The organism is Mycobacterium sp. KBS0706, from assembly GCF_005938675.2.
Lineage (GTDB): Bacteria > Pseudomonadota > Alphaproteobacteria > DSM-16000 > Inquilinaceae > Inquilinus.
In genome coordinates this window covers 1-22,252 of sequence record NZ_VCCH02000020.1, presented here as the reverse complement: position 1 = coordinate 22,252, position 22,252 = coordinate 1, and the positions used below count along the sequence as shown (strand labels likewise).

Annotated in this window: 19 protein-coding genes; 7 read left to right on the top strand and 12 right to left on the bottom strand. The window is 71.0% G+C overall.

Annotation, left to right across the window (positions count from 1 at the left end; translation table 11 throughout):
- Window positions 1-2 precede the first annotated feature (2 nt).
- Together FFK22_RS13195 and FFK22_RS13190 are read right to left on the bottom strand one after the other, a co-directional pair.
- A complete protein-coding gene (locus FFK22_RS13195; RefSeq protein ID WP_138887932.1) occupies window positions 3-383 on the bottom strand; it encodes an RNA-binding S4 domain-containing protein in 381 nt (126 codons plus the stop codon).
- Window positions 376-2,871: a helicase-related protein gene (locus FFK22_RS13190; RefSeq protein ID WP_138887931.1), complete on the bottom strand. Its 2,496-nt coding sequence runs from the start codon at window positions 2,869-2,871 to the stop codon at window positions 376-378. The genes FFK22_RS13195 and FFK22_RS13190 overlap by 8 nt, the downstream gene beginning before the upstream one ends.
- A gap of 122 nt (window positions 2,872-2,993) precedes the next feature.
- On the opposite strand from FFK22_RS13190, the gene FFK22_RS13185 reads away from it, so the two are divergent.
- The 4 genes from FFK22_RS13185 (at window position 2,994) to htpG (ending at window position 10,096) form a co-directional block, all read left to right on the top strand.
- Window positions 2,994-4,493 carry a DUF2125 domain-containing protein gene (locus FFK22_RS13185; RefSeq protein WP_138887930.1) on the top strand — a complete coding sequence of 500 codons (1,500 nt, stop codon included), beginning with the start codon at window positions 2,994-2,996 and terminating at the stop codon, window positions 4,491-4,493.
- A gap of 33 nt (window positions 4,494-4,526) precedes the next feature.
- A complete protein-coding gene (locus FFK22_RS13180; protein ID WP_138887929.1) occupies window positions 4,527-6,068 on the top strand; it encodes a hypothetical protein in 1,542 nt (513 codons plus the stop codon).
- A gap of 23 nt (window positions 6,069-6,091) precedes the next feature.
- Entirely contained in the window at window positions 6,092-8,131 is a 2,040-nt protein-coding gene (locus FFK22_RS13175; protein WP_138887928.1) for a hypothetical protein, read from the top strand.
- Between the two features lie 99 nt (window positions 8,132-8,230).
- Entirely contained in the window at window positions 8,231-10,096 is a 1,866-nt protein-coding gene (gene htpG, locus FFK22_RS13170) for a molecular chaperone HtpG (RefSeq protein ID WP_138887927.1), read from the top strand.
- Window positions 10,097-10,227: 131 nt separating this feature from the next.
- Here the strand turns inward: htpG and FFK22_RS13165 are convergent, their stop codons facing one another.
- Window positions 10,228-11,259: a TAXI family TRAP transporter solute-binding subunit gene (locus tag FFK22_RS13165; protein WP_138887926.1), complete on the bottom strand. Its 1,032-nt coding sequence runs from the start codon at window positions 11,257-11,259 to the stop codon at window positions 10,228-10,230.
- 204 nt (window positions 11,260-11,463) lie between these two features.
- Between FFK22_RS13165 and FFK22_RS13160 the strand changes: the two genes are divergently transcribed.
- On the top strand, window positions 11,464-12,174 hold the full coding sequence (locus FFK22_RS13160; protein ID WP_138887925.1) for a VWA domain-containing protein: 711 nt from the start codon (window positions 11,464-11,466) through the stop codon (window positions 12,172-12,174).
- A gap of 9 nt (window positions 12,175-12,183) precedes the next feature.
- The gene (locus tag FFK22_RS13155; protein WP_138887924.1) at window positions 12,184-12,909 is read left to right on the top strand and encodes a molecular chaperone DnaJ; all 726 of its coding nucleotides are present in this window, start codon (window positions 12,184-12,186) and stop codon (window positions 12,907-12,909) included.
- 3 nt (window positions 12,910-12,912) lie between these two features.
- Here FFK22_RS13155 and FFK22_RS13150 read toward each other — a convergent pair whose 3' ends face one another.
- From FFK22_RS13150 to FFK22_RS13120, 7 genes are all read right to left on the bottom strand, one after another.
- Window positions 12,913-14,355, bottom strand: a complete 1,443-nt coding sequence (locus FFK22_RS13150; RefSeq protein WP_138887923.1) for an MFS transporter — start codon at window positions 14,353-14,355, stop codon at window positions 12,913-12,915.
- Window positions 14,356-14,663: 308 nt separating this feature from the next.
- Window positions 14,664-16,157, bottom strand: a complete 1,494-nt coding sequence (locus tag FFK22_RS13145; RefSeq protein ID WP_138887922.1) for a carboxypeptidase M32 — start codon at window positions 16,155-16,157, stop codon at window positions 14,664-14,666.
- Window positions 16,154-16,882, bottom strand: coding sequence for an SURF1 family protein (locus tag FFK22_RS13140; protein WP_138887921.1), 729 nt, complete (start codon window positions 16,880-16,882; stop codon window positions 16,154-16,156). The genes FFK22_RS13145 and FFK22_RS13140 overlap by 4 nt, the downstream gene beginning before the upstream one ends.
- Window positions 16,883-16,886: 4 nt before the next feature.
- Window positions 16,887-17,234 carry a DUF983 domain-containing protein gene (locus tag FFK22_RS13135; protein ID WP_221938569.1) on the bottom strand — a complete coding sequence of 116 codons (348 nt, stop codon included), beginning with the start codon at window positions 17,232-17,234 and terminating at the stop codon, window positions 16,887-16,889.
- Between the two features lie 12 nt (window positions 17,235-17,246).
- Window positions 17,247-18,128 (bottom strand): cytochrome c oxidase subunit 3, encoded by an 882-nt coding sequence (locus FFK22_RS13130; RefSeq protein ID WP_138887920.1) that lies wholly within the window; start codon window positions 18,126-18,128, stop codon window positions 17,247-17,249.
- Window positions 18,129-18,198: 70 nt separating this feature from the next.
- On the bottom strand, window positions 18,199-18,801 hold the full coding sequence (locus FFK22_RS13125) for a cytochrome c oxidase assembly protein (RefSeq protein ID WP_138887919.1): 603 nt from the start codon (window positions 18,799-18,801) through the stop codon (window positions 18,199-18,201).
- A 267-nt stretch (window positions 18,802-19,068) separates the two neighbouring features.
- Window positions 19,069-19,869, bottom strand: a complete 801-nt coding sequence (locus FFK22_RS13120) for a ScpA family protein (RefSeq protein ID WP_138893591.1) — start codon at window positions 19,867-19,869, stop codon at window positions 19,069-19,071.
- A gap of 119 nt (window positions 19,870-19,988) precedes the next feature.
- On the opposite strand from FFK22_RS13120, the gene FFK22_RS13115 reads away from it, so the two are divergent.
- Complete coding sequence (locus tag FFK22_RS13115; protein WP_138893592.1) at window positions 19,989-20,549, top strand: flavin reductase family protein; 561 nt, start codon at window positions 19,989-19,991, stop codon at window positions 20,547-20,549.
- Between the two features lie 66 nt (window positions 20,550-20,615).
- On the opposite strand, the gene nagZ is transcribed toward FFK22_RS13115, so the two are convergent.
- Both nagZ and FFK22_RS13105 read right to left on the bottom strand, forming a co-directional pair.
- Window positions 20,616-21,632: a beta-N-acetylhexosaminidase gene (gene nagZ / locus FFK22_RS13110; RefSeq protein WP_138893593.1), complete on the bottom strand. Its 1,017-nt coding sequence runs from the start codon at window positions 21,630-21,632 to the stop codon at window positions 20,616-20,618.
- Between the two features lie 9 nt (window positions 21,633-21,641).
- Window positions 21,642-22,252, bottom strand: a 611-nt coding sequence (locus tag FFK22_RS13105; protein ID WP_143956817.1) for an SPOR domain-containing protein, incomplete at its 5' end; no start/stop codon positions are given.

The window sequence follows — 22,252 nt, the reverse complement described above, 5'->3', positions numbered from 1 at the left end:
ATTTAGTCGCTGCCGCCCTTCGGCGGAAGAGCCCGGCGGTCGCGGTCGGTCGGGCGGGGGCCGCCGGAAGAGGGCAGCGCCGCCTCCGGAGTCGGCGGCTGCAGGTCGCGGTACAGCCCCTGCGCCTCGCTGGCCGGACCGCGCCGCTCGGCCAGGGACACGATCTCGATCACCCGGATGTGCCGGCCCTGGACGAAGGTCAGCACCATGCCGGGGCGGATTGCCGCATGCGCCTTCTGGGTCGGCACGCCGTCGATGCGGATGCCGCCGCCGGCGCAGACCTTGGCCGCCAGGCTGCGGGTCTTGAAGAAACGCGCCTGCCACAGCCATTTGTCCAGCCGCGGCCGCTCGGTCTCCTCGCGCTCAGCCCCCCGCTCAGCCATTGTGGCGGCGGAGCAAAGCGAGCTTGGCGAAGGGGCTGTCGGCGCTGGCCGCCGCCGGCCGCGGCGCCTGCGGCCGCTTCGTCCTCACCGGAACATAGGTCACGCGTCCCTCGTCATCCTGGGTCGGCCGATACCCGGCCGCCTGCAGGATAGCCGGGATTTCGGCGACGGTGCAGCCGACGATCGGCGCCAGCGCCGGATCGGCGGTCAGCCCGCCCTGGCGGCGGCGCGATTCGGCGGCGTCGCGCAGCGCGTCGATGCGGTCCAGGCGGATCCGCCGCGGGCCGCAGGGCACGAAGCCCGCCAGGTCCAGCGCCGCGGCGTCCTGGCCGGCTTCGGCGAGCACCGAGATCCGGGCCGGGGCGGGCAGGGCGGCGGGCAGGGGCCGTCCGGCGGCGACGGCGCCCAGCAGCACGCGCAAGCCGGTCGGCCGCGGCTTCAGCATCGGCGCCAGATAGACATGGCTCGGCCCGAATCGCATGCCCAGGCCGGACAACTGCTTGCGGTCGGCGGCGGTCAGAGCGTGGATCAGCCCGTCCAGCGTGCGCCGCGGCTGCAGCCCTAGCCCTTCGACCAGCTGGAAGGCGATGCCGCGGGCGGCGCCGGTCAGAGCTGCCTCGCGCAGCCGCAGCAGCGGCCGCAGCTCCTGCGCCACATGGTCGGCCAGGAAGCGCGTCAGCCGTGCCGCCACCCGGTCGCGACCGGCCCCGTCGAGCAGGTCGGTGTCGCGCACCCTCGCGACCGGGGCCAGGGGGGACGGGCCGGCGGCGATCCGGCCGATGCCGGTGCCACGCCAGGAGATGACGCCGTCGGCGGCCAGGGCCAGGTCCTCGTCCGGCGCCGCCTCCAGCTTGCCGACGCGGCCGGCCACCTCGTCCTTCAGCGCCCGCCGCGCGGCGCTGCGGATCGCCTTTAGGTCGTCGTCCTCGATGGTGGCGTCGGGGTAGAAGGCGAAGCCCTCGATGCTGCCGACATGCTCGCCCTCGACCAACACCTCGCCCTTGGCATTGACCGCGGCCAGCAGCTCGCCGCCCGCCTTCATCGACCGGACCAGCAGCGCGGTGCGGCGGTCGACGAAGCGCTGGGTCAGGCGCTCGTGCAGCGCGTCCGACAGCCGGTCCTCGACCGCGCGGGTGGTCTCCTGCCAATGGCCCGAATCGGCGATCCAGCTGCCGCGATGGGCGATGTAGGTCCAGGTCCGGACATGGGCGATGCGGGCGACCAGCGCGTCGATGTCGCCCTCGGTCCGGTCCAGCTTTTCGACCTGCTCCGCCACCCAGTCGGTGTCCAGCCGCCCGGCCAGGCCGGTGGTGAGCTGGCGGAAGATCTGGCCCTGCATGCGGATATGGGCGTCGGACAGCACCTTGCGGAAATCCGGGATCTGGCACACCTCCCACAGCAGGCGCACCGCCGCCGGATTGCGGGCGCGGCCGACCAGCTCCTCGTCGCGCATCAAGAGGCTCAGCGACAGCTGGTCGTCGGCCTCGGCCATGCGCCGCAGCTCCGGCCGCGTCGGCCGCCGCTCCAGGCTGCGCAGCAGGCCCAGCGCGCTGCGGAAGTCCAGGTCGCCGTTGCGCCACATCACCATCTGCAGCGGGTCGAAGCGGTGGTTCTGGACCCGGTCGACCAGCTCCTCGTCCAGGGTGCCGGCCTCATCGGTGGTGCCGAAGGTGCCGTTGGCCATGTGCCGCCCGGCCCGGCCGGCGATCTGGGCGATCTCGGTGGCGCGCAGCCGGCGCGGGAAGCGGCCGTCGAACTTGGTCAGCCGGGCGAAGGCGACATGGTCGATGTCCATGTTCAGCCCCATGCCGATGGCGTCGGTCGCCACCAGGTAGTCGACCTCGCCCGACTGGTACAGCCCGACCTGGGCGTTGCGGGTGCGCGGGCTCAGGGCGCCCAGCACCACCGCGGTGCCGCCGCGCTGGCGGCGCATCAGCTCGGCGATCTCGTAGACGTCGTTGGCCGAGAACACGACGATGGCGCTGCGCGGCGGAAGGCGGGTCAGCTTGCGCATGCCGGTGTGGGTCAGCTCGGAGAAGCGGGGCCGGGTCACGAACTCCGCCTCCGGCACCAGCTTGCGGATCAGCGGGCGGATCGTCTCAGCCCCCATCACCATGGTCTCGGCGTTGCCGCGGGCGTGCAGCAGCCGGTCGGTGAAGACGTGGCCGCGCTCCGGATCGGCGCAGAGCTGGATCTCGTCGATGCCGAGGAAGGCGACCGGCCGGTCCAGCGGCATGCTCTCGACCGTGCACAGGAACCAGCGCGCGCCGGGCGGCACGATCTTCTCCTCGCCTGTCACCAAAGCGACATGCGCCCGTCCCTTGATCGCCACGATCCGGTCGTAGTTCTCGCGGGCGAGCAGCCGGAGCGGGAAGCCGATCATGCCGCTCGCATGGCCGAGCATGCGTTCGATGGCGAGATGGGTCTTTCCGGTGTTGGTCGGGCCGAGCACGGCCGTGAGGCGCGGGCGATCACCTGCGAGGTCCATAAGCGACAATTGAACGCTGCCGGTCGCTAATGCAAGACTGCCGCCCAGCCAGCGGTGTGGGCGGCCCATTGGCCGCAGACGATTTTTCCAGGGCCTCCGCCCGATTTGACGAGGGTCATACGATGCGTACGCTTTCCCTGCTTGCCGCCGGCATCGCCGCCTGGGTCCTCCTGCCGGCTGCCGCCCAGGCGCAGGCGACGGCGGAAGGCGCCGACAAGATCCGGCTCGGCCTCAAGGACTGGATCGCCACCCACCTGGCCACAGCCGACAAGTCGGTGGTGTTCAACTTCCAGGGGCCGATCACGGTCGAGCCCCAGGGCAAGTTCTACAAGGCGGTGATCCCGAAATCGGAGATCCTGTTCGCCGCCGAGGGTGACACCGCCCGCCTCGCCCTCGACCCGGTCGAGCTGCAGCTGACGCCGCAGGAGAACGGCTGGCTCGACACGGTCGCGACCATCCCCACGACCTACAGGGTGATCACCGACAAGAAGGATGAGGGGGTCGAGGTGACGATCGGCACCCAGGCGCTGCGCGGCGTCTTCGCCCCGCAGTACCACGCCTTCATGTCGCTGGACGGCAAGCTGGGCCAGATCACCGCCCGGTCGCTGGATCCGGCCGAGGCCAAGGGCGCATTCAAGATCGACGGGCTCGCCCTGGTCGGCGACAGCAAAGCGGTCGGCCCGGACACCTATGACAGCACCGGCAGCGTGACCCTGTCCGGCATCTCCTTCGTCGACGAGACCGGGGCCCAGCTTCTCCGCCTCGACGGCGCCACGCTCGAAGGCAAGGCGGCGGCCGCCAACATGGCGGCGCTACGCGCCTTCAGCGACAAGCTCACGGATCTGCAGAAGCGCTACCCGCCGCAGGCCGACGGCGAGATGCCGAAGGAGTTCCTGACCGATCTCGGCCGTGTGTTCCAGGGCACCCCGAAGCTGTTCGATGATTTCGGCGTCAGCTACGGGCTGACCGGGGTGGAGGTCACGCCCAACGAGCCCGACGTCGAGAAGGTGACCCTGGCTTCCACCGGTTTCGGCGTCGGCCTGACCGGCCTGGCCAAGGACGGCTCGACCTTCCAGATCACCTTCGACCTGGCCCAGCTCGGCATCCAGCCGCTGCCGGAATTCGGCCAGTTCATCCCGCACAGCGCGACCGTGGACCTGGCGCTGACCAACCTGCCGAACCAGGCGCTGCTGCAGGCGCTGACCGGCATGCTCGACAGCTCGGCCACGCTCGGCCCCGACCAGGCGGCGGAGATCGCGGTCGCACAGCTGCAGCAGGTGGTGATGAACGGCAACGGCGCGCTCGAGATCCGCTCGTTCAAGGCCGCGTCGCCGCTGACCACCATCGACCTGACTGGCACGCTGCGGCCGAACCCGAAGGCGCCGCTGATGCTGACCGGCGACGCCACCCTGGTGGTGACCGGGCTGGAGGACGCGCTGGAGGCCGCCAAGGCCGCGCCGGACGGGCAGGAGATGGTGCAGGGGCTGACCGTGCTGCAGACCATGGGCGCCCAGGACACGGTCGACGGCAAGCCGGCACGCACCTACAAGCTGGTGGTCGGCGAGAACGGCGACATCCTGCTGAACGGCACCGATCTGAAGCCGCTGCTGGGCATGCGCTGAGGCGCGGCCGCGAATCGCATTGGGGGAGCGAACATGACACGGTCGATCTGCATCCTGCTGGGCGCCGCCCCGCTCTGGCTCGCCGGCAGAGCCCTGGCCCAGACCCCGGACGCCGCGGCGCTGCGCGACGGGCTGAACGAGATGCTGAAGCCGATCCTGGCCATCCAGGTGCAGCAGCAGCCGCTGTTCACCGGCCCAGTCAAGGTCGAATCGGGCTGGGACGGCGCCACCGTGGTGTTCCCCGGCATCGACCTGATGCTGAAGGACCCGCAGGGGAAGGGCACGAAATCGGTGGCGCTGCGCTGCGACGCCCAGACCTACCGGGCGACCTCGACCGGCGCCGCCACCTGGCGGCTGGAGAGCAGCCAGCCGCTGAACTGCGTCGCCGAGCCTCAGGGCGAAGCCAAGGTCACCCTGACCAGCCGGGCGCTGCAGGCGCATTTCGTGGTCGACCTCGGCCAGAAGCTGTTCACCGAGGGCGAGTGGCGGGCCGACGCCACGGTGCTCGCCCAGGAGGGCGAACCCGTCAAGGTCACGATCGATACCCTGTCCGGCACCAGCCAGCTCCGGCCGGCCACCGCTCCGGGCCGGCACGATGCCGTGCTCAAGATGGAGGCCCGCGGCCTCAGCGTCGTGGACGACAAGGGCGTCGAGCGCGTCACCCTCGGCCACACCGCCTATGACATGACCATGGACGGCATGGATGTGCACCAGGTCATCGCCTCCTACGGCGAGGTGATGGACGTCTATGTCGAGATGCTGGAAGCCCTGACCACCTCGGGCCAGTCGCCGGCCGATCCGCAGCAGGCGGCCGGGATGCAGGCCGATGTGATGAAGAAGATGATGGGCCCGTTCAAGCAGATGATGGCGTCCTATGGCGGCGGCGGCCAGTTCGCCGGGACGCTGACCGATCTGCGGATCAAGGCGCCGGAGGTGCAGGTGACGGTCGACCGCGTGCGCTTCGCCGAGGGCTATGGCGGCGCGTCCACCCCGGGCGGCGGCACCGGAGTGCTGGAGATCGAGATGGGCGGGCTGGCGCTGGCCCCGAAGCCGCCCTTCGCCGAGTGGATCCCGACCGACGCGACCATCCGGCTGAACGCCAGCAGCATCCCCTGGGCCGATGTCGGCACCGCCTATCTGGCGCTGATGGAGACCTCGGCCGGCCAGGCGGCGGATCCGGCCAAGGCCCAGCAGCAGATGGCGCAGTCGATGATGGAGCTGGGCGGCATCCTGCGCCGGGCTGGCAGCCGGCTCGACGTCACCAGCTTCCATTTCGGCGCCCCGGAGGCGGCGATCGACCTCGGCGGCTCGGTGCAGGGCAAGGATGCGGCGGCGCATGGCGTGACCGCCGATCTCGATCTGCGCATCACCAATCTCGACGGGCTGATCAAGTTCCTGCAGGGCCTGCCGGACGGCGCCGAGGCGGCGGCCGGCCTGTCGATGGCGCAGGTGATGGGTCGCCAGGCCACCACCGCCGACGGCCGCCCGGCGCGGGACTACGACATCGTCGTCGACGATGCCGGCAAGATCCTGGTCAACGGCACCGACCTGGCCGCGCTGATGCCGAAGCAGTAGCCGCCGTCGAATCGGAAGTTCCCATGCGCCGTCTCGCTCCGGCCCTGCTCGGTGCCGCCTTGGTCCTGGCCGTCGGCCCGGCCTTCGCCCAGGCGACGCCGGAGGGCGCCGCCGCCCTGCGGCATGGGCTGACCGCGATACTGACCCCGACCCTGGCGACGGCCGGGCTGGGCGAGCCGATCTTCGAGGGCGGCTGGACGGTCGAGCCGGACGGGGCGGGCTACCGCGTCGCCGGCCCCGCTCTGTCGCTGGCGCTGCGCGACGATGCCGACGGCCGCAAGCGGGTTGTGCGGATCCGCTGCGACGGCGACCGCTACACCGCCACGGCCGGGCAGGGGGCGGTCTATCGTCTGCACGGCGAGACTCCGCTGCGCTGCGAGATCCGGCCGGGCAGCGGCGAGCCGGCGGTGCTGCTCACCAGCCGCAGCCGCCGCGCCGAGCTGACCGTCGATCTCGCCGCGGCGCTGCTGACCGCCTCGACCGACGAGTCCGAAGGCGTGACGGTGACCGAGGACGGCGAGACCAAGCTCGCGGTCCACCGGCTGCTTCTGACCAGCGCCACCACCCCGAGGCCCGGCTCGACACAGCAGGACATCGCCTTGCAGTTCGAGGCGGAAGGCGTGTCCGCGGGCGATCCCGCGGCCGGTGACGGCATGACCCTCGGCGGCCTGCGCTATGGCGGGCGGATCGAGGATGTCGACGCCGCGGCGCTGCGCGACCGGATGTGGCGGCTGATTGCCTTCGCCGTCGACGCCGCCCGGCGCGACCCGAAGGCGTCGCCCCCGCCGCATGTCGAGCGCAAGCTGTGGACCCTGGCGCACCGGGCCCTGGCGCAGGCCGGCGACGCCATGGACGCCGGGCTGACCCTGACCGATCTGCGGATCACCGCGCCTGACTCCGACAGCCGGATCGAACGGCTCGAGATGGCGGCGAACTATGCCGGGTTGAACCGGGCGGTCGCCGCCGGATCCGGGGGCCCCGGACTCGCGGGCAAAATCTCGCTGGAACTGAAGGGTCTGTCGGCCGCTGGGCCGGCAATCGACGGCGCCCCTGCCGGTTCGGCCCGGGGCGGCCCCGTGGTCACGATCGATCGCCTCCTGCTGTCGGCCGCGCAGGCGGCCGGGACGGGCGATTCGAGCAGCCCGGTCGAGTATGGGGCCGAGATCGAGCGACTGCGCGTCGCGCTGTGGCAGGAAAAGACCTTCGTCAGCCTGGCGGACGGCCACTATCGCGGCCGGATCGGCGGGCTCGGCCTGGCCCAGGTGGTCGAGGCGGCGGAGACGCTGGGGCAGGGCGCGGACAACCCGGACCGGACCGCTCTGGCGCCGATCCGGGTGCTGGAGCGGCTGGTCCGGTCGATCTCCGGCTATGAGGTGGATGTCGGCGTCAGCGACCTGAATGTGGCCGCGCCCGACGCCCGGGTCTCGCTCCGCTCCGCCGGATATTTCGAGTCCTATCAGGGCCTGACCGGGGATGACGGCACCGGCCGTCTCAAGCTCGATCTGGCCGGGCTGGGGATCGACCCGCCGCCGCCTTTCGCGGATTGGATTCCGCGGGACGGCACCATCGCCCTGTCGTTCGAGCGGCTGCCGTACCGCTCGCTGCTCGATGCCTATTGGACCTCCCTCACCGGGCTGATCCCGCAGGACGCTTCCGGCGGGATCAGCGATTTCGAGCAGGCCGAGGCGCTCTGGACGGCGCAGATCCTCGGCATCCTGAAGGCGTCCGGCGCCGGCGCGACGGTCGACAGATTCACCATCACCGCCCCGGGCGGCAGCATCGATATCGCCGGCACCGCCGGGGCGAATCCGGCCGCGGCCTATGGCGTGGTCGCGAAAGCGACCCTGCGGGCGGTCGGCCTCGAAGCCCTGACCGCTTTCCTCGGCACCCAGCCGGACGAGGATGCACGGTCTGCGGCAGCCGCCCTGACCCTCCTGCAGACGGTCGGCCGGCAGGCCCGGACCGGCGACGGCAAGGCGGCCCGCGACTACGACATCGAGGTGCAGCCGGGCGGGCAGATGACGGTCAACGGCGCCGACCTCGCCACGCTGATGCCGAAGTAATCGCGGACGCAGGCAAGGGCTGCCCCGGCAGGGGTTGCGGCCCGCCGCGGCTTTGCCCATATCCGGCGGCGACGACCAAGCCACCTCCCGGGACCCGAGATGGACCAGCAGAAGACCGACGAGACCCTGACCTTCCAGGCCGAAGTCAGCCGCCTTCTCGATATCGTGGCGCATTCGCTGTACAGCCAGAAGGAGGTGTTCCTCCGCGAGCTGATCTCGAATGCCTCCGACGCCTGCGACCGGCTGCGCTACGCCGCGATCACGGCGCCCGAGCTTTCGGCCGGCGACGCCGAGTACCGCATCACCCTGTCCGCCGACCCGGCGGCGCGCACCCTGACCGTCGCCGACAACGGCATCGGCATGGGGCGCGAGGAGCTGGTCGGCAATCTCGGCACCATCGCCCGGTCCGGCACCCGCGCCTTCGTCGAGACGCTGTCGGGCGACGCCAAGAAGGATGTCGGGCTGATCGGCCAGTTCGGCGTCGGCTTCTACTCCGCCTTCATGGTCTCGCGCGAGGTCGAGGTGTTCTCGCGCAAGGCCGGCGAGGAGCAGGGCTGGCGCTGGGTCTCCGACGGCAAGGGCGCCTTCACCGTCGGCGCGGCCGAGGACGTCGCCCGCGGCACCCGCATCGTCATGCATCTGTCCGACGGCGAGGACGAGTTCCTGTCGCCGCTGCGGCTGCGCCAGATCGTCAAGACCCACTCCGACCACATCGCCATCCCGATCGTGCTCACCGGCGAGGACGGCAAGGCCGAGACGCTGAACCGCGCCTCGGCGCTGTGGACCCGGTCGAAGGCCGAGATCACGGCCGAGGAGTACAAGGAGTTCTACCACCACGTCGCCCACGCCTTCGACGAGCCGTGGCTGACCGCGCATTGGAAGGCCGAAGGCGCGATCGAGTACAGCTCGCTGCTGTTCGTGCCGTCCAGCCAGCCCTTCGACCTGTGGGAACCGGACCGCAAGCATCGGGTCAAGCTCTATGTCCGCCGGGTGTTCGTGACCGAGGCGGCGGAAGGGCTGATCCCGCCCTATCTGCGCTTCCTGCGCGGCGTGATCGACAGCGAGGACCTGCCGCTCAACGTCAGCCGCGAAATGCTGCAGTCGAACCCGACGGTCCACAAGATCCGCCAGGGCGTGACCAAGAAGGTGCTGGCCGAGCTCGGCCGCAAGGCCAAGGACGATGCCGAGGCCTACGGCAAGTTCTGGACCGCCTTCGGCGCGGTGCTGAAGGAAGGGATCTACGAGGACCGCGACCAGCGCGACGCGCTGCTGCCGCTGCTGCGCTTCCGTTCGACCAAGGGCGACGATCTCGTCAGCCTGGAGGAGTATGTCGGCCGGATGCGGCCGGGCCAGGACGAGATCTGGTACATCACCGGCGACGATGCGGCGGCGCTGGCCCGCTCGCCCCAGCTCGAGGGCTTCCGCGCCCGCGACGTCGAGGTGTTGCTGCTGACCGACCCGGTCGACGAGTTCGCCGTGCCGTCGCTCGGCGAATTCCAGGGCAAGAAGTTCAAATCGGCCACCCGCGGCGGCGCCGACCTGTCGAAGATCGAGGCCCCGGCCGAGGCGCCGAAGCCCGAGGCCGGCGAGGGCATGGACGAGCTGGTCGCGGCGCTGAAGCTGGCGCTGGCCGACCAGGTCAAGGATGTCCGCGCCTCGCAGCGCCTGACCGACAGCGCCGTCTGCCTGGTCGCCGACGAGGGCGACAACGACCTGCATCTGGAGCGGCTGCTGAAGCAGCACCGCCGGGTCGACAGCAGCTCGAAGCGCATCCTCGAGGTCAATCCCAACCATGCGCTGATCCGACGGCTGGCGGAGCGCGCCGCGGCCCAGGATCCGGCGCTGCAGGATTGCGCCTTCCTGCTGCTGGACCAGGCCCGGATCATCGAGGGCGAGCCACTGCCCGACCCGGTCGCCTTCTCCCGCCGTCTGGCCGACGCGCTGGTGCGCGGCCTGGCGGCCTGAGGCCTTTTCGGACTTCGATCGCCTGAACCGACATGTGTTCTCCGCTCTCCCCCTCCCCTTGCGGGAGGGGGAGAGCGGAAAATACGCGTCGGTCTTTGCTCCAGGCTGCAAGCGGTCCGCGGCGGCCGGCCCTACCGCACCTGGTCCGGCGGCACCGTCACACCATGCGCGGCCCAGGCCGCGGCGGCGCCGCGGTGGAAGGGCAGGGCGCGGTTGGTCAGCGGGTCGAGCTCCGGCGAGGCTTCGAAGCCGGCGGCCTCGGCCAGCGAAGCCGCCTCGCCGATCGCGATCTCGGTGGCGCGGCGGGCCGCATCCTCGGGCAGCGCGTCGGTCGCGACCAGCCAGGTCCACATGCCGGCGCTGGGCGGCAAGGGCTGCGGCGCCGGCACAGGAGCCGCCGGCGCCGCAGCCGGATCCACCACGGCGGCGGGATCGGCCGGAGCCGGGGCCGGCGGCGCGGGCGGCAGCGGCACGGTCGCGGCGGCCACGCCCGGGATGGCGGCGGCCACATTGGCGATCTCGGCCACCGTCAGGCCGAAGGTGACGGCCGGCTGCTCCGGCGGCAGGGCGAAGGGCTCCAGGCCGGTGGCGGCGACGGCGTCGATCTTTTTGTCGGCGAACTGCTTCGTGACCTCGGCCAGCGGCATCCGCCGCAGCGTCGCCTCGATCCCCAGCGCCTTCAGCATCGGCTCGGTCAGGGCGTCGTCGGTGGCCAGGGCCACGCGCTTGCCGGCGAGGCCGGAGGCGCCGGCGATGCCGCTGGCCGCCGGCACCACGAAGCGCAGCACCGCGGCCGGCGCCACCGGCGCCAAAGCGCGCAGATGGTCGAACTTCAGTCCCGGCGCCATCGGGCCGGTACCATTCCAGGCCGCGGCGGCAACGTCGAGCGAGACCAAGCCGATGCCCACCCGGCCGCTCTGCAGCAGCGCGCTGTTCGGCAGCGCGCCGGCGGTGATCGCCTCCGACACCGGCCGGTCCGCCTTCAGCCGCTCGACGAAGGCGCTGCCCCAGCGGCCGAGCGGCGAGTTGACCGGGGCGGTGGCGACGATGATTTCGCGGGGCGCGGCGGTCGTGCCCTGTGCCTGGGCGCCCGGGGCGGCGATGCCGAGGATGAAGGCGGCGGCCAGGCCGGCGAGGAGGGGGGCGCGCGAAGAGAGCATCATCGATCCGCAATGGTGAGGCACCGGCGATGAGGCTAGCGGTCGGCCGCGCTTTCCGCCAGAAGCCAGCGCCGGAAGGCCGCGGCGCGGGATTCGTTGCCGGGCGCGCTGCGCGGGAAGATCGGCCTGATCTGATGGGTTCGCGAGCCGTTCCGATTGGATTTCCGTCCGCCGGTCCCCATCCTTATTGGTGATGGAAACGAAGTCATGACGGGCTCCGACGACAAGCTGCCTGCCGGCCAGGCCCGGTCGGAGGTCGACGCCTTCCTGCGCCGGGTGGTGGCGACACCGGAGCGGCGCGATGGCGACCGACGTGGCCGGCTGATCTTCGCGCTCGACGCGACGCAGAGTCGCGAGGACACCTGGGACCGCGCCTGCCGCCTGCAGGGCGAGATGTTCACCGAGACCGCGGCGCTCGGCGGGCTGGACCTGCAGCTGATGTTCTATCGCGGCTTCGGCGAATGCAAGGCGACAGCCTGGGTCTCCGACGGCGCCGAGCTGGCGCGGCTGATGAGCAAAGTGCGCTGCCGCGCCGGCGAGACCCAGATCGGCCGGGTGCTGAGCCACGCCGAGGTGGAGGCCGGGCGCGGCAAGGTCGATGCCCTGGTCTTCGTCGGCGACGCCTTCGAGGAATCGCTCGACCCGGTCTGTGCCCAGGCCGGCCGGCTGGCGCTGCGCGGCGTGCCGGTGTTCCTGTTCCATGAAGGCCCCGACCCGCTGGCCGCCCGCGCCTTCCGCGAGATCGCGCGGCTGACCCGCGGCGCCTATTGCCCGTTCGATTCGTCGAGCCCGGGGCAGCTGCGCGACCTGCTGGCGGCGGTCGCGGTCTATGCTGCCGGGGGCCGCCCGGCGCTGGAGGATCTCGGCCGCCGCCGTGGCGCCGCGGTCACGGCGCTGATCGGGCGGATGGGAGGTTAGGCGGCCACCGTGCTCCAGCTCTTCATCCTGGTCCTGGCGCTCGGCCTCGGGCTGCCGCTGCTCGCCAGCTGGTTCGCCAACACCCAGCCGAAGCAGGTGATCCGCGGCGCGCGCTGGGGTGGCATCCTGCTGCTGGCCGGGCTCGGCCTGTTCCTGCTGCTCACCGGGCGGTTGGCCGGGCTGCTCGCCGTGCTCGGCGCCGCGATCCTGTGGCTGCAGCGCCTGTCGCCGCTCCTGATCCAGGGGCTGCCCTGGTTCCTGCGCTGGCGCCGCGGCCGGCAGACCGCGGCCGGGCCGACGCCGGGCGGCGCCTCGCGGCTGAAGACGCGCAGCCTCGACATCCAGCTCGACCACGCCAGCGGCGCCATGGACGGCTACGTTCTGCGCCCGGGCCCGGCTGAGGGGCGCAGCCTGGCCTCGCTGCAGCTGCCGGCGCTGCTGCGCCTGCTGTTCGAGTGCCGCGCCGACGACCCCGATTCGGCCCGGGTGCTGGAAACCTATCTCGACCGCCGCTTCGGCCCGGACTGGGCCAAACAGGACCAGTCCGGCCCGCGCCAGCAAGGGATGTCGGAGGCCGAAGCCCGCGCCCTGCTCGACCTGCCCGCCGGCGCCTCGCCCGCTGCGGTGAAGGCGGCGCATCGGCGGATGATGAAGCGGCATCATCCGGATCGCGGCGGCTCGGCCGACATGGCGGCCCGGCTCAACGCCGCCCGCGACCGGCTGCTGGGGAGCTGAGGCCTATTCCCCGGGCGCGACCCGGGGAGAGCCCGCCGGCGCCACCGGGGTGACGGCGTGGCCGGAGACTTCGGCGCCGGCATCGGGGGCGAGGCGCAGGAACATCAGCACCGAGCCCAGCGACAGCAGGCCGACCGCGAAGAAGGCCCAGGAGAAGTCGGTGGCCTGCAGCGTGGTGCCGCCATGCAGCAGCAGCGTCAGGTTCAGCAGCACCGCGCCGGTGGCGACGCCCAGGCTGGCCGACAGCTGCTGCGCCGTGCTCGAGAAGCTGGAGGCGCGGCTCATCTTCTGCGGCGGGATGTCGGCGAAGGCCAGCGTGTTCAGGCTGGTGAACTGCAGCGACCGGAAATAGCCGCCGGCCAGCAGCAGCGCCATGATCAGCAGATGCGGCGTGTCCGCCCGGAACAGCGCGTAGCTCATCAGGAAGATCGAGCTGATCGCCGCGTTCCAGACCAGCACCCGGCGGAAGCCGAAGCCGCGGATGATCCGGGTCGCGGTCATCTTCATGCACAGCGCGCCGGCGGCGCTGATGAAGGTCAGCATGCCGGATTCGAACGGGGTCATGCCGAAGCCCAGCTGCAGCATCAGCGGCAGCAGGAACGGGATGGCGCCGATGCCGACCCGGAAGATGGTGCCGCCGACCACCGAGATGCGGAAGGTGCGGAAATGCAGCAGCGTCAGATCGATGATCGGCGCCGGCACCCGGTGGGCGTGCCTGATATAGAGCCAGAGGGAGCCGAGGCCGATGACGAACAGCCCGCCGGTAACCGGCAGCGGCACGATCGATCGGCCCAGCGTCTCGAAGCCGAACACCATGCAGCCCAGGGCGACGCCGGACATCAGGAGGCCCCGAACGTCGAACGGGGTGCGCTCCTCTTCCCGCACATCGTCGATGAACAGCGTCACCAGGATCACGCCGATGATGCCGATCGGGACATTGATGAAGAAGATCAGGCGCCAGGAGCTGTAGGTGGTGATGAAGCCGCCCAGCGGCGGCCCCAGCACGGGGCCCAGCAGCGCCGGGGTGGTCAGATAGGCCATGGCCCGCACCAGCTCGGCCTTCGACACGCTGCGCAGCAGCACCAGCCGGCCCACCGGCACCATCATGGCGCCACCCATGCCCTGGATGATTCGCGCCCCGACCAGCTCGACCGTCGAATTCGACAGGCCGCACAGGATGGAGCCGCAAGTGAAGATGACGATGGCGGCGCGGAACACGTTCTTGGCGCCGAAGCGGTCCGCCACCCAGCCGCTGGCCGGGATGAACACGGCGAGGCTGAGCAGGTAGGAGGTGATGGCGAGGCTGAGATGCAGCGGATCGGTGCCGAAGGACTTGGCGATCTGCGGCAGCGAGGTCCCGATCACGGTCGAATCGAGATTCTCCATGAACAGCGCGCAGGCAATGATCAGCGGGGTCAGCACCTGGCGCGGAAGGCGGGTCGTCATGTCTCAAGGCCACGCGCGGGCGCGGCCCCCTCGGGCGTGCGGAGTCCGACTCAACTCGTATGATGTGTCGAAATCCTGCGCGCCAAAGTCACAATGGAGGCATGCAAGTTTCGGGCGTCAGTCACCCATGCCATATCCCGTGAGTCGACTCGGGCCACAGCCCCGCCGGGCTGCGTTCAAAGCCAACCCTTCAAGTGTCATGCCCGGGCTTGACCCGGGCATCCAGGGAAACTCGATGCCGCTCTGGGTGGCTCCTGGATTGCCGGGTCAAGCCCGGCAATGACAATTTGAGATTGGAGCTGCTCCTCTCAGCCCTCGCCGCCATAGCGACGGCGCAGATGCGTCTTGAACACGGCGGCGTCGAGCGGGCGGCCGGTGGCGCGGGTCAGGAGCTCGTCGGTCTCCCAGCGCGAGGCCTGGCCGTGAATGTTGGCGCGCAGCCAGCCGACCAGGGGCGCGAAGTCGCCGCGGCCGATCGCGGGCAGGATGTCGGGCTCGGCCCGGTTGGCAGCGTCGAAGATCTGCGCCGCGGTCATCGCGCCCAGCGTGTAGGTCGGGAAATAGCCCCAGCCGCCGCTCGGCCAGTGGATGTCCTGCAGGCAGCCCAGCCGGTCGTTCGGCGGCACCACGCCGAGCAGTGCCTGCATGCCGTCGTTCCACGCGGCCGGCAGGTCGGCCAGCGGCAGCTCGTCGGCGATCATCGCCTTCTCCAGGCGATAGCGCAGGATGACATGGGCGGGGTAGGTCACCTCGTCGGCGTCGACCCGGATGAAGCCGCGCTCGACCCTCGTGTAGTGGCGCCACAGCGCCTCCGCCTCCCAGGCCGGGCCGCTGCCGCCGAAGGCGTCGCGCATCCGCGGCGTGGCGAAGGTGATGAACTCGCGGCTGCGGCAGGCCTGCATCTCCATCAGCAGCGACTGGCTCTCATGCAGGCTCATGCCGCGGGCCTGGCCGACCGGCTGGTTCATCCAGGCCTGCGGCCGCCCCTGCTCGTAGAGCGCATGCCCGGTCTCGTGCAGCACGCCCATCAAGGCGCGGGTGAAGTCGGCCTCGTCGTAGCGGGTGGTGATGCGCACGTCGTTGTCGCCGCCGCCGCAGAACGGGTGGGTGGAGACGTCGAGGCGCCCGCGCTCGAAATCGTAGCCCAGCACCCCCATCAGGGCGACGCCCAGGGCCCGCTGTGATTCGACCGGGAACAGGCCCTCGGGCCGCGGCGTGGCGGGCCGGCGCGCCTGGGCGGCCAGCACCTGCTCGGTGAAGCCGGGCAGGAAGTCGGCCAGGTCGTCGAACAGCGCGTCGATCTTCTCCGACCGGCCGCCGGGCTCGTAGTCGTTCAGGAGGGCGTCATAGGCCGACAGGCTCAGCGCCTCGCCCTTGGCGCCGCCGATCTCGCGCTGCAGCCGCAGCACCTCCTGCAGCTTCGGCAGCAGCGAGGCGAAGTCCGAATCGGCGCGGGCCTGGCGCCAGGCCATCTCGCAGCCCGAAATGGCCTTGCTCGAGGCCTCGACCAAGTCGGCCGGCACCACGGTCTGCACCGTCCACAGCCGCCGGATTTCGCGCAGATTGGCGCGCTCCCACTCGCCCAGCGCATTGTCGGCCTCGGCCTCGGGCAGCCAGTCGGACAGGCGCGGATCGGTGACCATGCCGTGGCGCAGCACCTGCAGCAGGGCCATGCTCTCGGCCCGGGTCTCGGCGGCGCCCTTCGGCATCATCGTGGCGTTGTCCCAGTCGAGGATGCCGATGGCGTTGGACAGCGCGGCGATGCGGCCAAAATGGACGGCGATCTCGGCATAGGCGGTCATGCGTCGGGTCCTTTCCGGGCGGCGCGGCCACGCCGCAGGTGATGCAGCAGGTAGATCGCGACCAGCATGAAGGCAAAGCTGAACCAGGTGATCGCGTATTCGAGATGGTTGTTCGGCAGATCGATGTTGGTCTGGCCGCCGATCGGGGGGCGGGGCCGGTCGGGGCCGGCCGCCTGCTCGACCACCACCGGCGCCGCCCGCTCCAGCCCGGCCGCGGCGGCCATGGCCGGCAGGTCGGTCCAGAACCACTCATTGGTGGCCGGGCTGTTGTCGGGCTGCATCCAGCCCTGGGGTAGGGGGCGGCGGGCCACGCCCTCGACCGTCACCGTGCCGTCGGGCGGCGGGTCGAAGGCCGTGGGCTTGCCGTCGGGGCCGAGCGGCACCCAGCCGCGGTTGACCAGCACGGCCGGGCCGCCGTCGGCGCGGAGCAGCGGCGTGACCACCTGGATGCCGGCGGCGCCGTCATGGACGCGGGCCAGCAGCCGGAAGGCATGGGCGGCGTCGAAGCGGCCGGTGATGGTGACGTGGCGGTAGTCGAAGCTGGGATCGGTCTCCGTCGGCAGCGGCGCGGGCGGGGCGGCCAGGCCGTGCTCGATCCGGTCGATCAGGTCGGTCTTCCAGGCCAGGCGCTCGAGCTGCCAGATGCCGAGGCCGAGCATCAGGGCGAGGGCGGGGACCAGGAAGACGGTCGGCCAGAACTCCGGCCGGAAGCGCCGCGCAGTCATGGTTTCACTGTCCGGTGCGGCGGTGCCGGTATTGCAGCGCCACGACAAGGGCCTTGGCGGGGCGGATCAGGAGGACGGTGAGGAGGACCAGGAGGACGGCCCCGATCGCGACCGGCGCCCAGTCGGGCAAATCCGTGGCGAAGCCGAGCCAGAGCGTCAGCGGCACCACGGTGAAGCCGAGGATGAAGATCAAGAAGACGGCCGGGCCGTCGCCCGAATCGACCTCCGAGAGGTCGAGGTCGCAGGCCGTGCAGCGGTCGGCGACCGTCAGGAAACCCTTGAACAGGGCACCCCGGCCGCAGCGCGGGCATTTGCAGCCCAGCGCCGCGGCCAGGGGAGAGACAGGAGCCACCGAGGCCGAGGCCTAGTGCGCGGCGACGGCGCCGCCATGGCCGCCCCACCAGTAGATGGCGACGAACAGGAACAGCCAGACCGCGTCGACGAAGTGCCAGTACCAGGCGGCGGCCTCGAAGCCGAAATGGCTGTCCTTGGTGAAGTCGCCGCGCGCCGTGCGGAACCAGCACACCGCCAGGAAGATGGTGCCAACCAGCACGTGGAAGCCGTGGAAGCCGGTGGCCATGTAGAAGGTCGAGGCGAAGACGCCGTCGCTGAAGCCGAACTCGGAGTGGGTGTATTCCCAGACCTGGATGCAGGTGAAGATCGCGCCGAGCAGCACGGTGATGCCGAGCGCCTTCGCCGCCTGCTTCATGTGGCCTTCGACGATCTCATGATGCGCCCAGGTCACGGTGCAGCCCGACAGCAGCAGCACCAGGGTCATCAGCAGCGGGAAGTGGAAGGCGTCGACCGGGGTGATGCCCTTGGGCGGCCAGACGCCGCCAGTGGCCGCGACCCGGGCGTATTGCGAGGCCTCGCCGACGAACAGGCTGGAGTCGAAATAGGCCCAGAAGAACGCGACGAAGAACATCACCTCCGAGGCGATGAACAGCATCATGCCGTAGCGCAGGCCCAGCTTCACCACCGGGGTGTGCAGCTTGCGGAAGGTGGCTTCCTTGATGACGTCCCGCCACCAGCCGAACATCACGGCCAGCACGCCGAGGAAGCCGGCGATCAGCAGCACCGGCCCTTCGTCATGCATGTACAGCACGCCGCCGATCGCCATGCAGCCGGCCGCGAGCGAGCCGAGCAGCGGCCACGGGCTGGGGTCGACCAGATGATAGGGATGCGGAACCGCGTTCAGTTCGTAGCTCGTCTCGTGCCTGTCGGCATGGACGTCGGTGCTGCTCATCCTCGTGCCCCTCTCGGTCTCTCGTCCGATATCCGCTTCGGTGTTCCGCCCTGGCGCTGCCGGCAAGCCGTCAGCCGTTCTTCTCGGCCGCACGATAATAGGCGGCCACCGCATTCTCCAGCGCCTTCGAGCGCTGGCCGTAGAAGGTGTAGGACAGGGTGATGGCACGCACGTCGCTCAGGTTCGGCTGCGCGTCCATCGCCGCGTCGACATAGAAGTAGACTGGGAACTCGACCGTCTCGCCCGGCTGGATGATCTGCTCGGTGAAGCAGAAGCACTGCACCTTCGAGAAGTAGAGCCCGACCTTGTCCGGCGTGACGTTGTAGACCGCCTGGCCGGCGGTCGGCTCGGTGGCGGTGCTGGTCGCCTGGAAGTAGATCAGCGCCGGCTCGCCGAGGCGCACCTCGACCTCGCTCTGCTCGGCCTTGAAGGTCCAGGGCAGGCCGGCATCGGTGTTGGCGACGAAGCGCACCCGCACCTTGCGGTCCAGCACCTTGTCCGAGACCGCATCGGCGACCTGGGTGGTGCCGCCATAGCCGGTGACCTGGCAGAACATCCGGTACAGCGGCGGCGAGGCGAAGGCCAGCACACCCATCGAGAAGGCGACGCCGCAAAGCGAGGTCATGATGAGGCGGTTGCGGCGCCGGATCTTCGGATCCAGGTTAGCCTGCATATCCCACCCCCCTTACGTCCTGCGTCGCCTTGCGGTGAGTCGAATGAGGGCGCGGGCCGCGAAGAGCGTATAGGGACATACGGTCGAGCGGCCCGCGCCCGCAGGCGGCCGCCGCAAGGCGACCCTCCGGGCCGGTTGAACATGCCGACATGGTGCGTCGAACGGCTTGCGCGATGAACCACATCGCGCTGCGCCGTCCTCCTGCCCTGTCGGCATGTTGAACCGGCGCAGGACGCAGGGAGGGTGGGAAATACAGGCTTAGTTCGGTCATTCTTCCGGAGTCTGAGAAGCCTGGGCCTTGAGCCAGATCGGGCCGAACGGCCCGTCCTGGCGGAGCACGAGCCGGCCGGCCTTGGCCAGCTCGAGCGTGGCGACGAAGGTGGAGGCGAGCGCCGAGCGCCGCACCAGCGGGCTGCCGGTCAATGGCGGCAGGAAGGCGGCCAGCGTGGTCCAGCTCGGGAACCGGCCGAGCATGGCCTCCAGCCGCTCCAGCGCCTGCTCCGGCGAGAACAGCACCGAGGCCTCGATGCGCAGGCTGCCTTCGGCCGCGGCCTTGGCGCGGTGGTGCTCGGCATAGGCCTTGAGCAGGTCGTAGAGCGACACGGCCCAGACCGAGGTCGGGGTCGCCTCGTCCTCCTCCGCGGCGCCGCGGGCGAACAGGTCGTGGCCGAGCTGCGGCCGCGCCATCAGCGCCTGCCCGGCCTCGCGCATCGCGTTCAGCCGGCGCAGCTGGAAGGCCAGCGCCTCGGCCAGCTCGGCGCCGCTCGGCTCCTCGTCGCCCGGCGGGGCGGGCAGCAGCAGGCGCGACTTGAGATAGGCCAGCCAGGCCGCCATCACCAGGTAATGCGCCGCCAGCTCCAGCGACAGGCGCCGCGCCCGTTCGACGAAGGCGAGGTACTGGTCGGCCAGCGCCAGGATGGAGATCTGGGTCAGGTCGACCTTCTGCTCGCGCGCCTGCTCGAGCAGCAGATCGATCGGCCCTTCATAGGATTCGAATTTGAGAATGAAGGCGGCGTCCTCCCGGCTCGTCACCGGCGGCGCATCGACCTTCGACCAGTCTTCCAGCATGGCCGGAGTTTCGCCGCCCGGACGCGCCGAAGCAACCTCGATCGCGACATCCCGCCGCCCCGGCCTGTTCGCAGGCCGCGGCACCGCCAGATCCCTGGAATCCGCCTCGGAGACTCGTCATGGCAAGACCGCACAGGAAAACCGATTTCCCTGTCCACGAGGTCCGGCGCTACCTGGAGCCCGGCCCGATCGTGCTGGTGTCGTCGCGATGGCGCGACCGCACCAACATCATGACGCTGGGCTGGCACACGGTGCTGGAGTTCTCGCCGTCGCTGGTCGGCTGCATGATCTCCGGCGGCAACCACAGCTTCCGCCTGATCTGCGACAGCGGCGAATGCGTCATCAACCTGCCGACGACGGCCCTGACCGACACGGTGGTCGGGATCGGCAACACCTCCGGCGCGAAGATCGACAAGTTCGAACAGTTCGGGCTGACCGCCGAGACGGCGCAGGAGGTCGGGGCGCCGCTGATCCGCGAATGCCACGCCAATTTCGAGTGCCGGCTGCACGACGATGCCCTGGTCGACCGCTACAACTTCTTCATCTTCGAGGTGGTGAAGGCGCATGTGGCGCCGGTGCCGAAGCACCCGAAGACGCTGCACTATACCGGTGGCGGGGTGTTCGTGACGGCGGGTGGAGTGCTGGATCGGAAGGCGCTGTTCCGGCCCTCGATGCTGTAGGATCTGCACACATTATGCCTCTCCCGCCAGGCGGGAGAGGCAATACGTTCTGTGTGTCTGAGAAAACTACGCCGTCGGCAAGTCGAGCAGCTCTTTCACCCGCTCCAGATAGCTCTCCACCGGCCGCTCGCTGGCGGGGCGGCGCCACGCTTCCGCGCGGGCCAGCCGGACCGAGGTTTCTGGTCCGATCGCCGGCACCGCGGCCGCGATCGCCCGCATCTCCGCCAGGTCGCCGTTGCAGTGCAGGGCCAGGTCGCAGCCGGCGGCCAGGGCGCGCGCCGCCCGGTCCGGCAGGGTTCCGGACAGCGCGCCCATCGACAGGTCGTCGCTGCACAAGACTCCGCCGAAGCCGATGCGGCCGCGCACCGCGTCGCGGATCGCGGTCGGCGACTGAGTGACCGGATGGTCGGGATCGAGCGCGGTGAAGACCAGATGGCCGGTCATGCCCCAGGGCAGGTCGGACAGATCCCGGAACGGCGCGAAATCGGTGCGCTCCAGCGTGTCCAGATCGGCCTCGACCAGCGGCAGCGCAAAATGGCTGTCGACCTTCGAGCGGCCATGGCCGGGGAGATGCTTGATCACCGGCAGCGCGCCGCCGTCGAGCAGCCCTTCGGCCACGGCGCGGCCGAGACGGGCGACCACGGCCGGATCGCCGGAGAAGGCGCGGTCGCCGACCACGGTGCGGTCGGCGCCGGGCAGGTCGAGATCCAGCACCGGCGCGGCCACGATGTCGATGCCGGCGGCACCAGTGGTCAGCGCGATAGCGGTGGCATTGGCGCGGGCCGCCTTCTCCGCCGCCGCCGGGTCGAGCGCGTCCAGCGCGCCGAAGCGGCCGGCGGCGGGAAAAGCCGGCCAGTGCGGCGGCCGCAGCCGGGCGACGCGCCCACCCTCCTGGTCGATCATCACCGGCGCCTCGCGGCCGACCGCATCGCGCAGATCGGCGACCAGGGCGGCGAGCTGGTCCGGCGTCTCGCAGTTGCGGCGGAACAGGATGAAGCCGAGTGGATCGGCGTCGCGGAAGAACAGTCGCTCCTCCGCCGCCAGAATGGGGCCGGCGCAGCCGAACAGGATCGCCTTAGGCATGGACGAAACTCAGCGGGGAACGACGAGGCAGCCGGTCTTCTCGCTGGCCAGGGCCTCGCACAGCCGTGCCGCGGTCGCCTGGTCGAGCGGCACGGCCTGGACGCGATAGCCGAGCCGGGTCGAGGCCGAGACCTGCGGCACGGCGAGCTGCAACGCGCCGAACAGCTCGGGGAAGCGGCGCTGGAACCGGGCCCATTCGGCCTGCGCCTCCTGCGGCGAGGTCACGGCCGCGATCTGCGCCGCGAAACGCCCGGCCGGCACGGCGACGATCACCGGCAGGGTCGGCGCCGAGGCCGGAAGGCCGGCGACCTGCGTCGGCGCGCCGGCATCCGGGTCGATCCAGCCGCCCGCGGCGGCCGGGTTGTTCAGCAGCGCCGCGATCGGGTCGGCGGCCGGCAGGGCCGCCTGAGGGGCGGGCTCGGATACGACCGGCTCGGCCGGAGCGACCGGCGCCAGCGCAGCGGTCTGGACCGGGGCCGGATCGGCAGCAGGGGCCGGATCCGCGGCGGCCGGTGCTGCGGCAACCGGCCCAGGGGCGGGTTCCGGGGCCGCCGGCTGGACCGGCGCGGCCGATTCGGGTGGCGGTGCGGCCTGGGCGGGGCGCGCCAGCAGGATCTCCA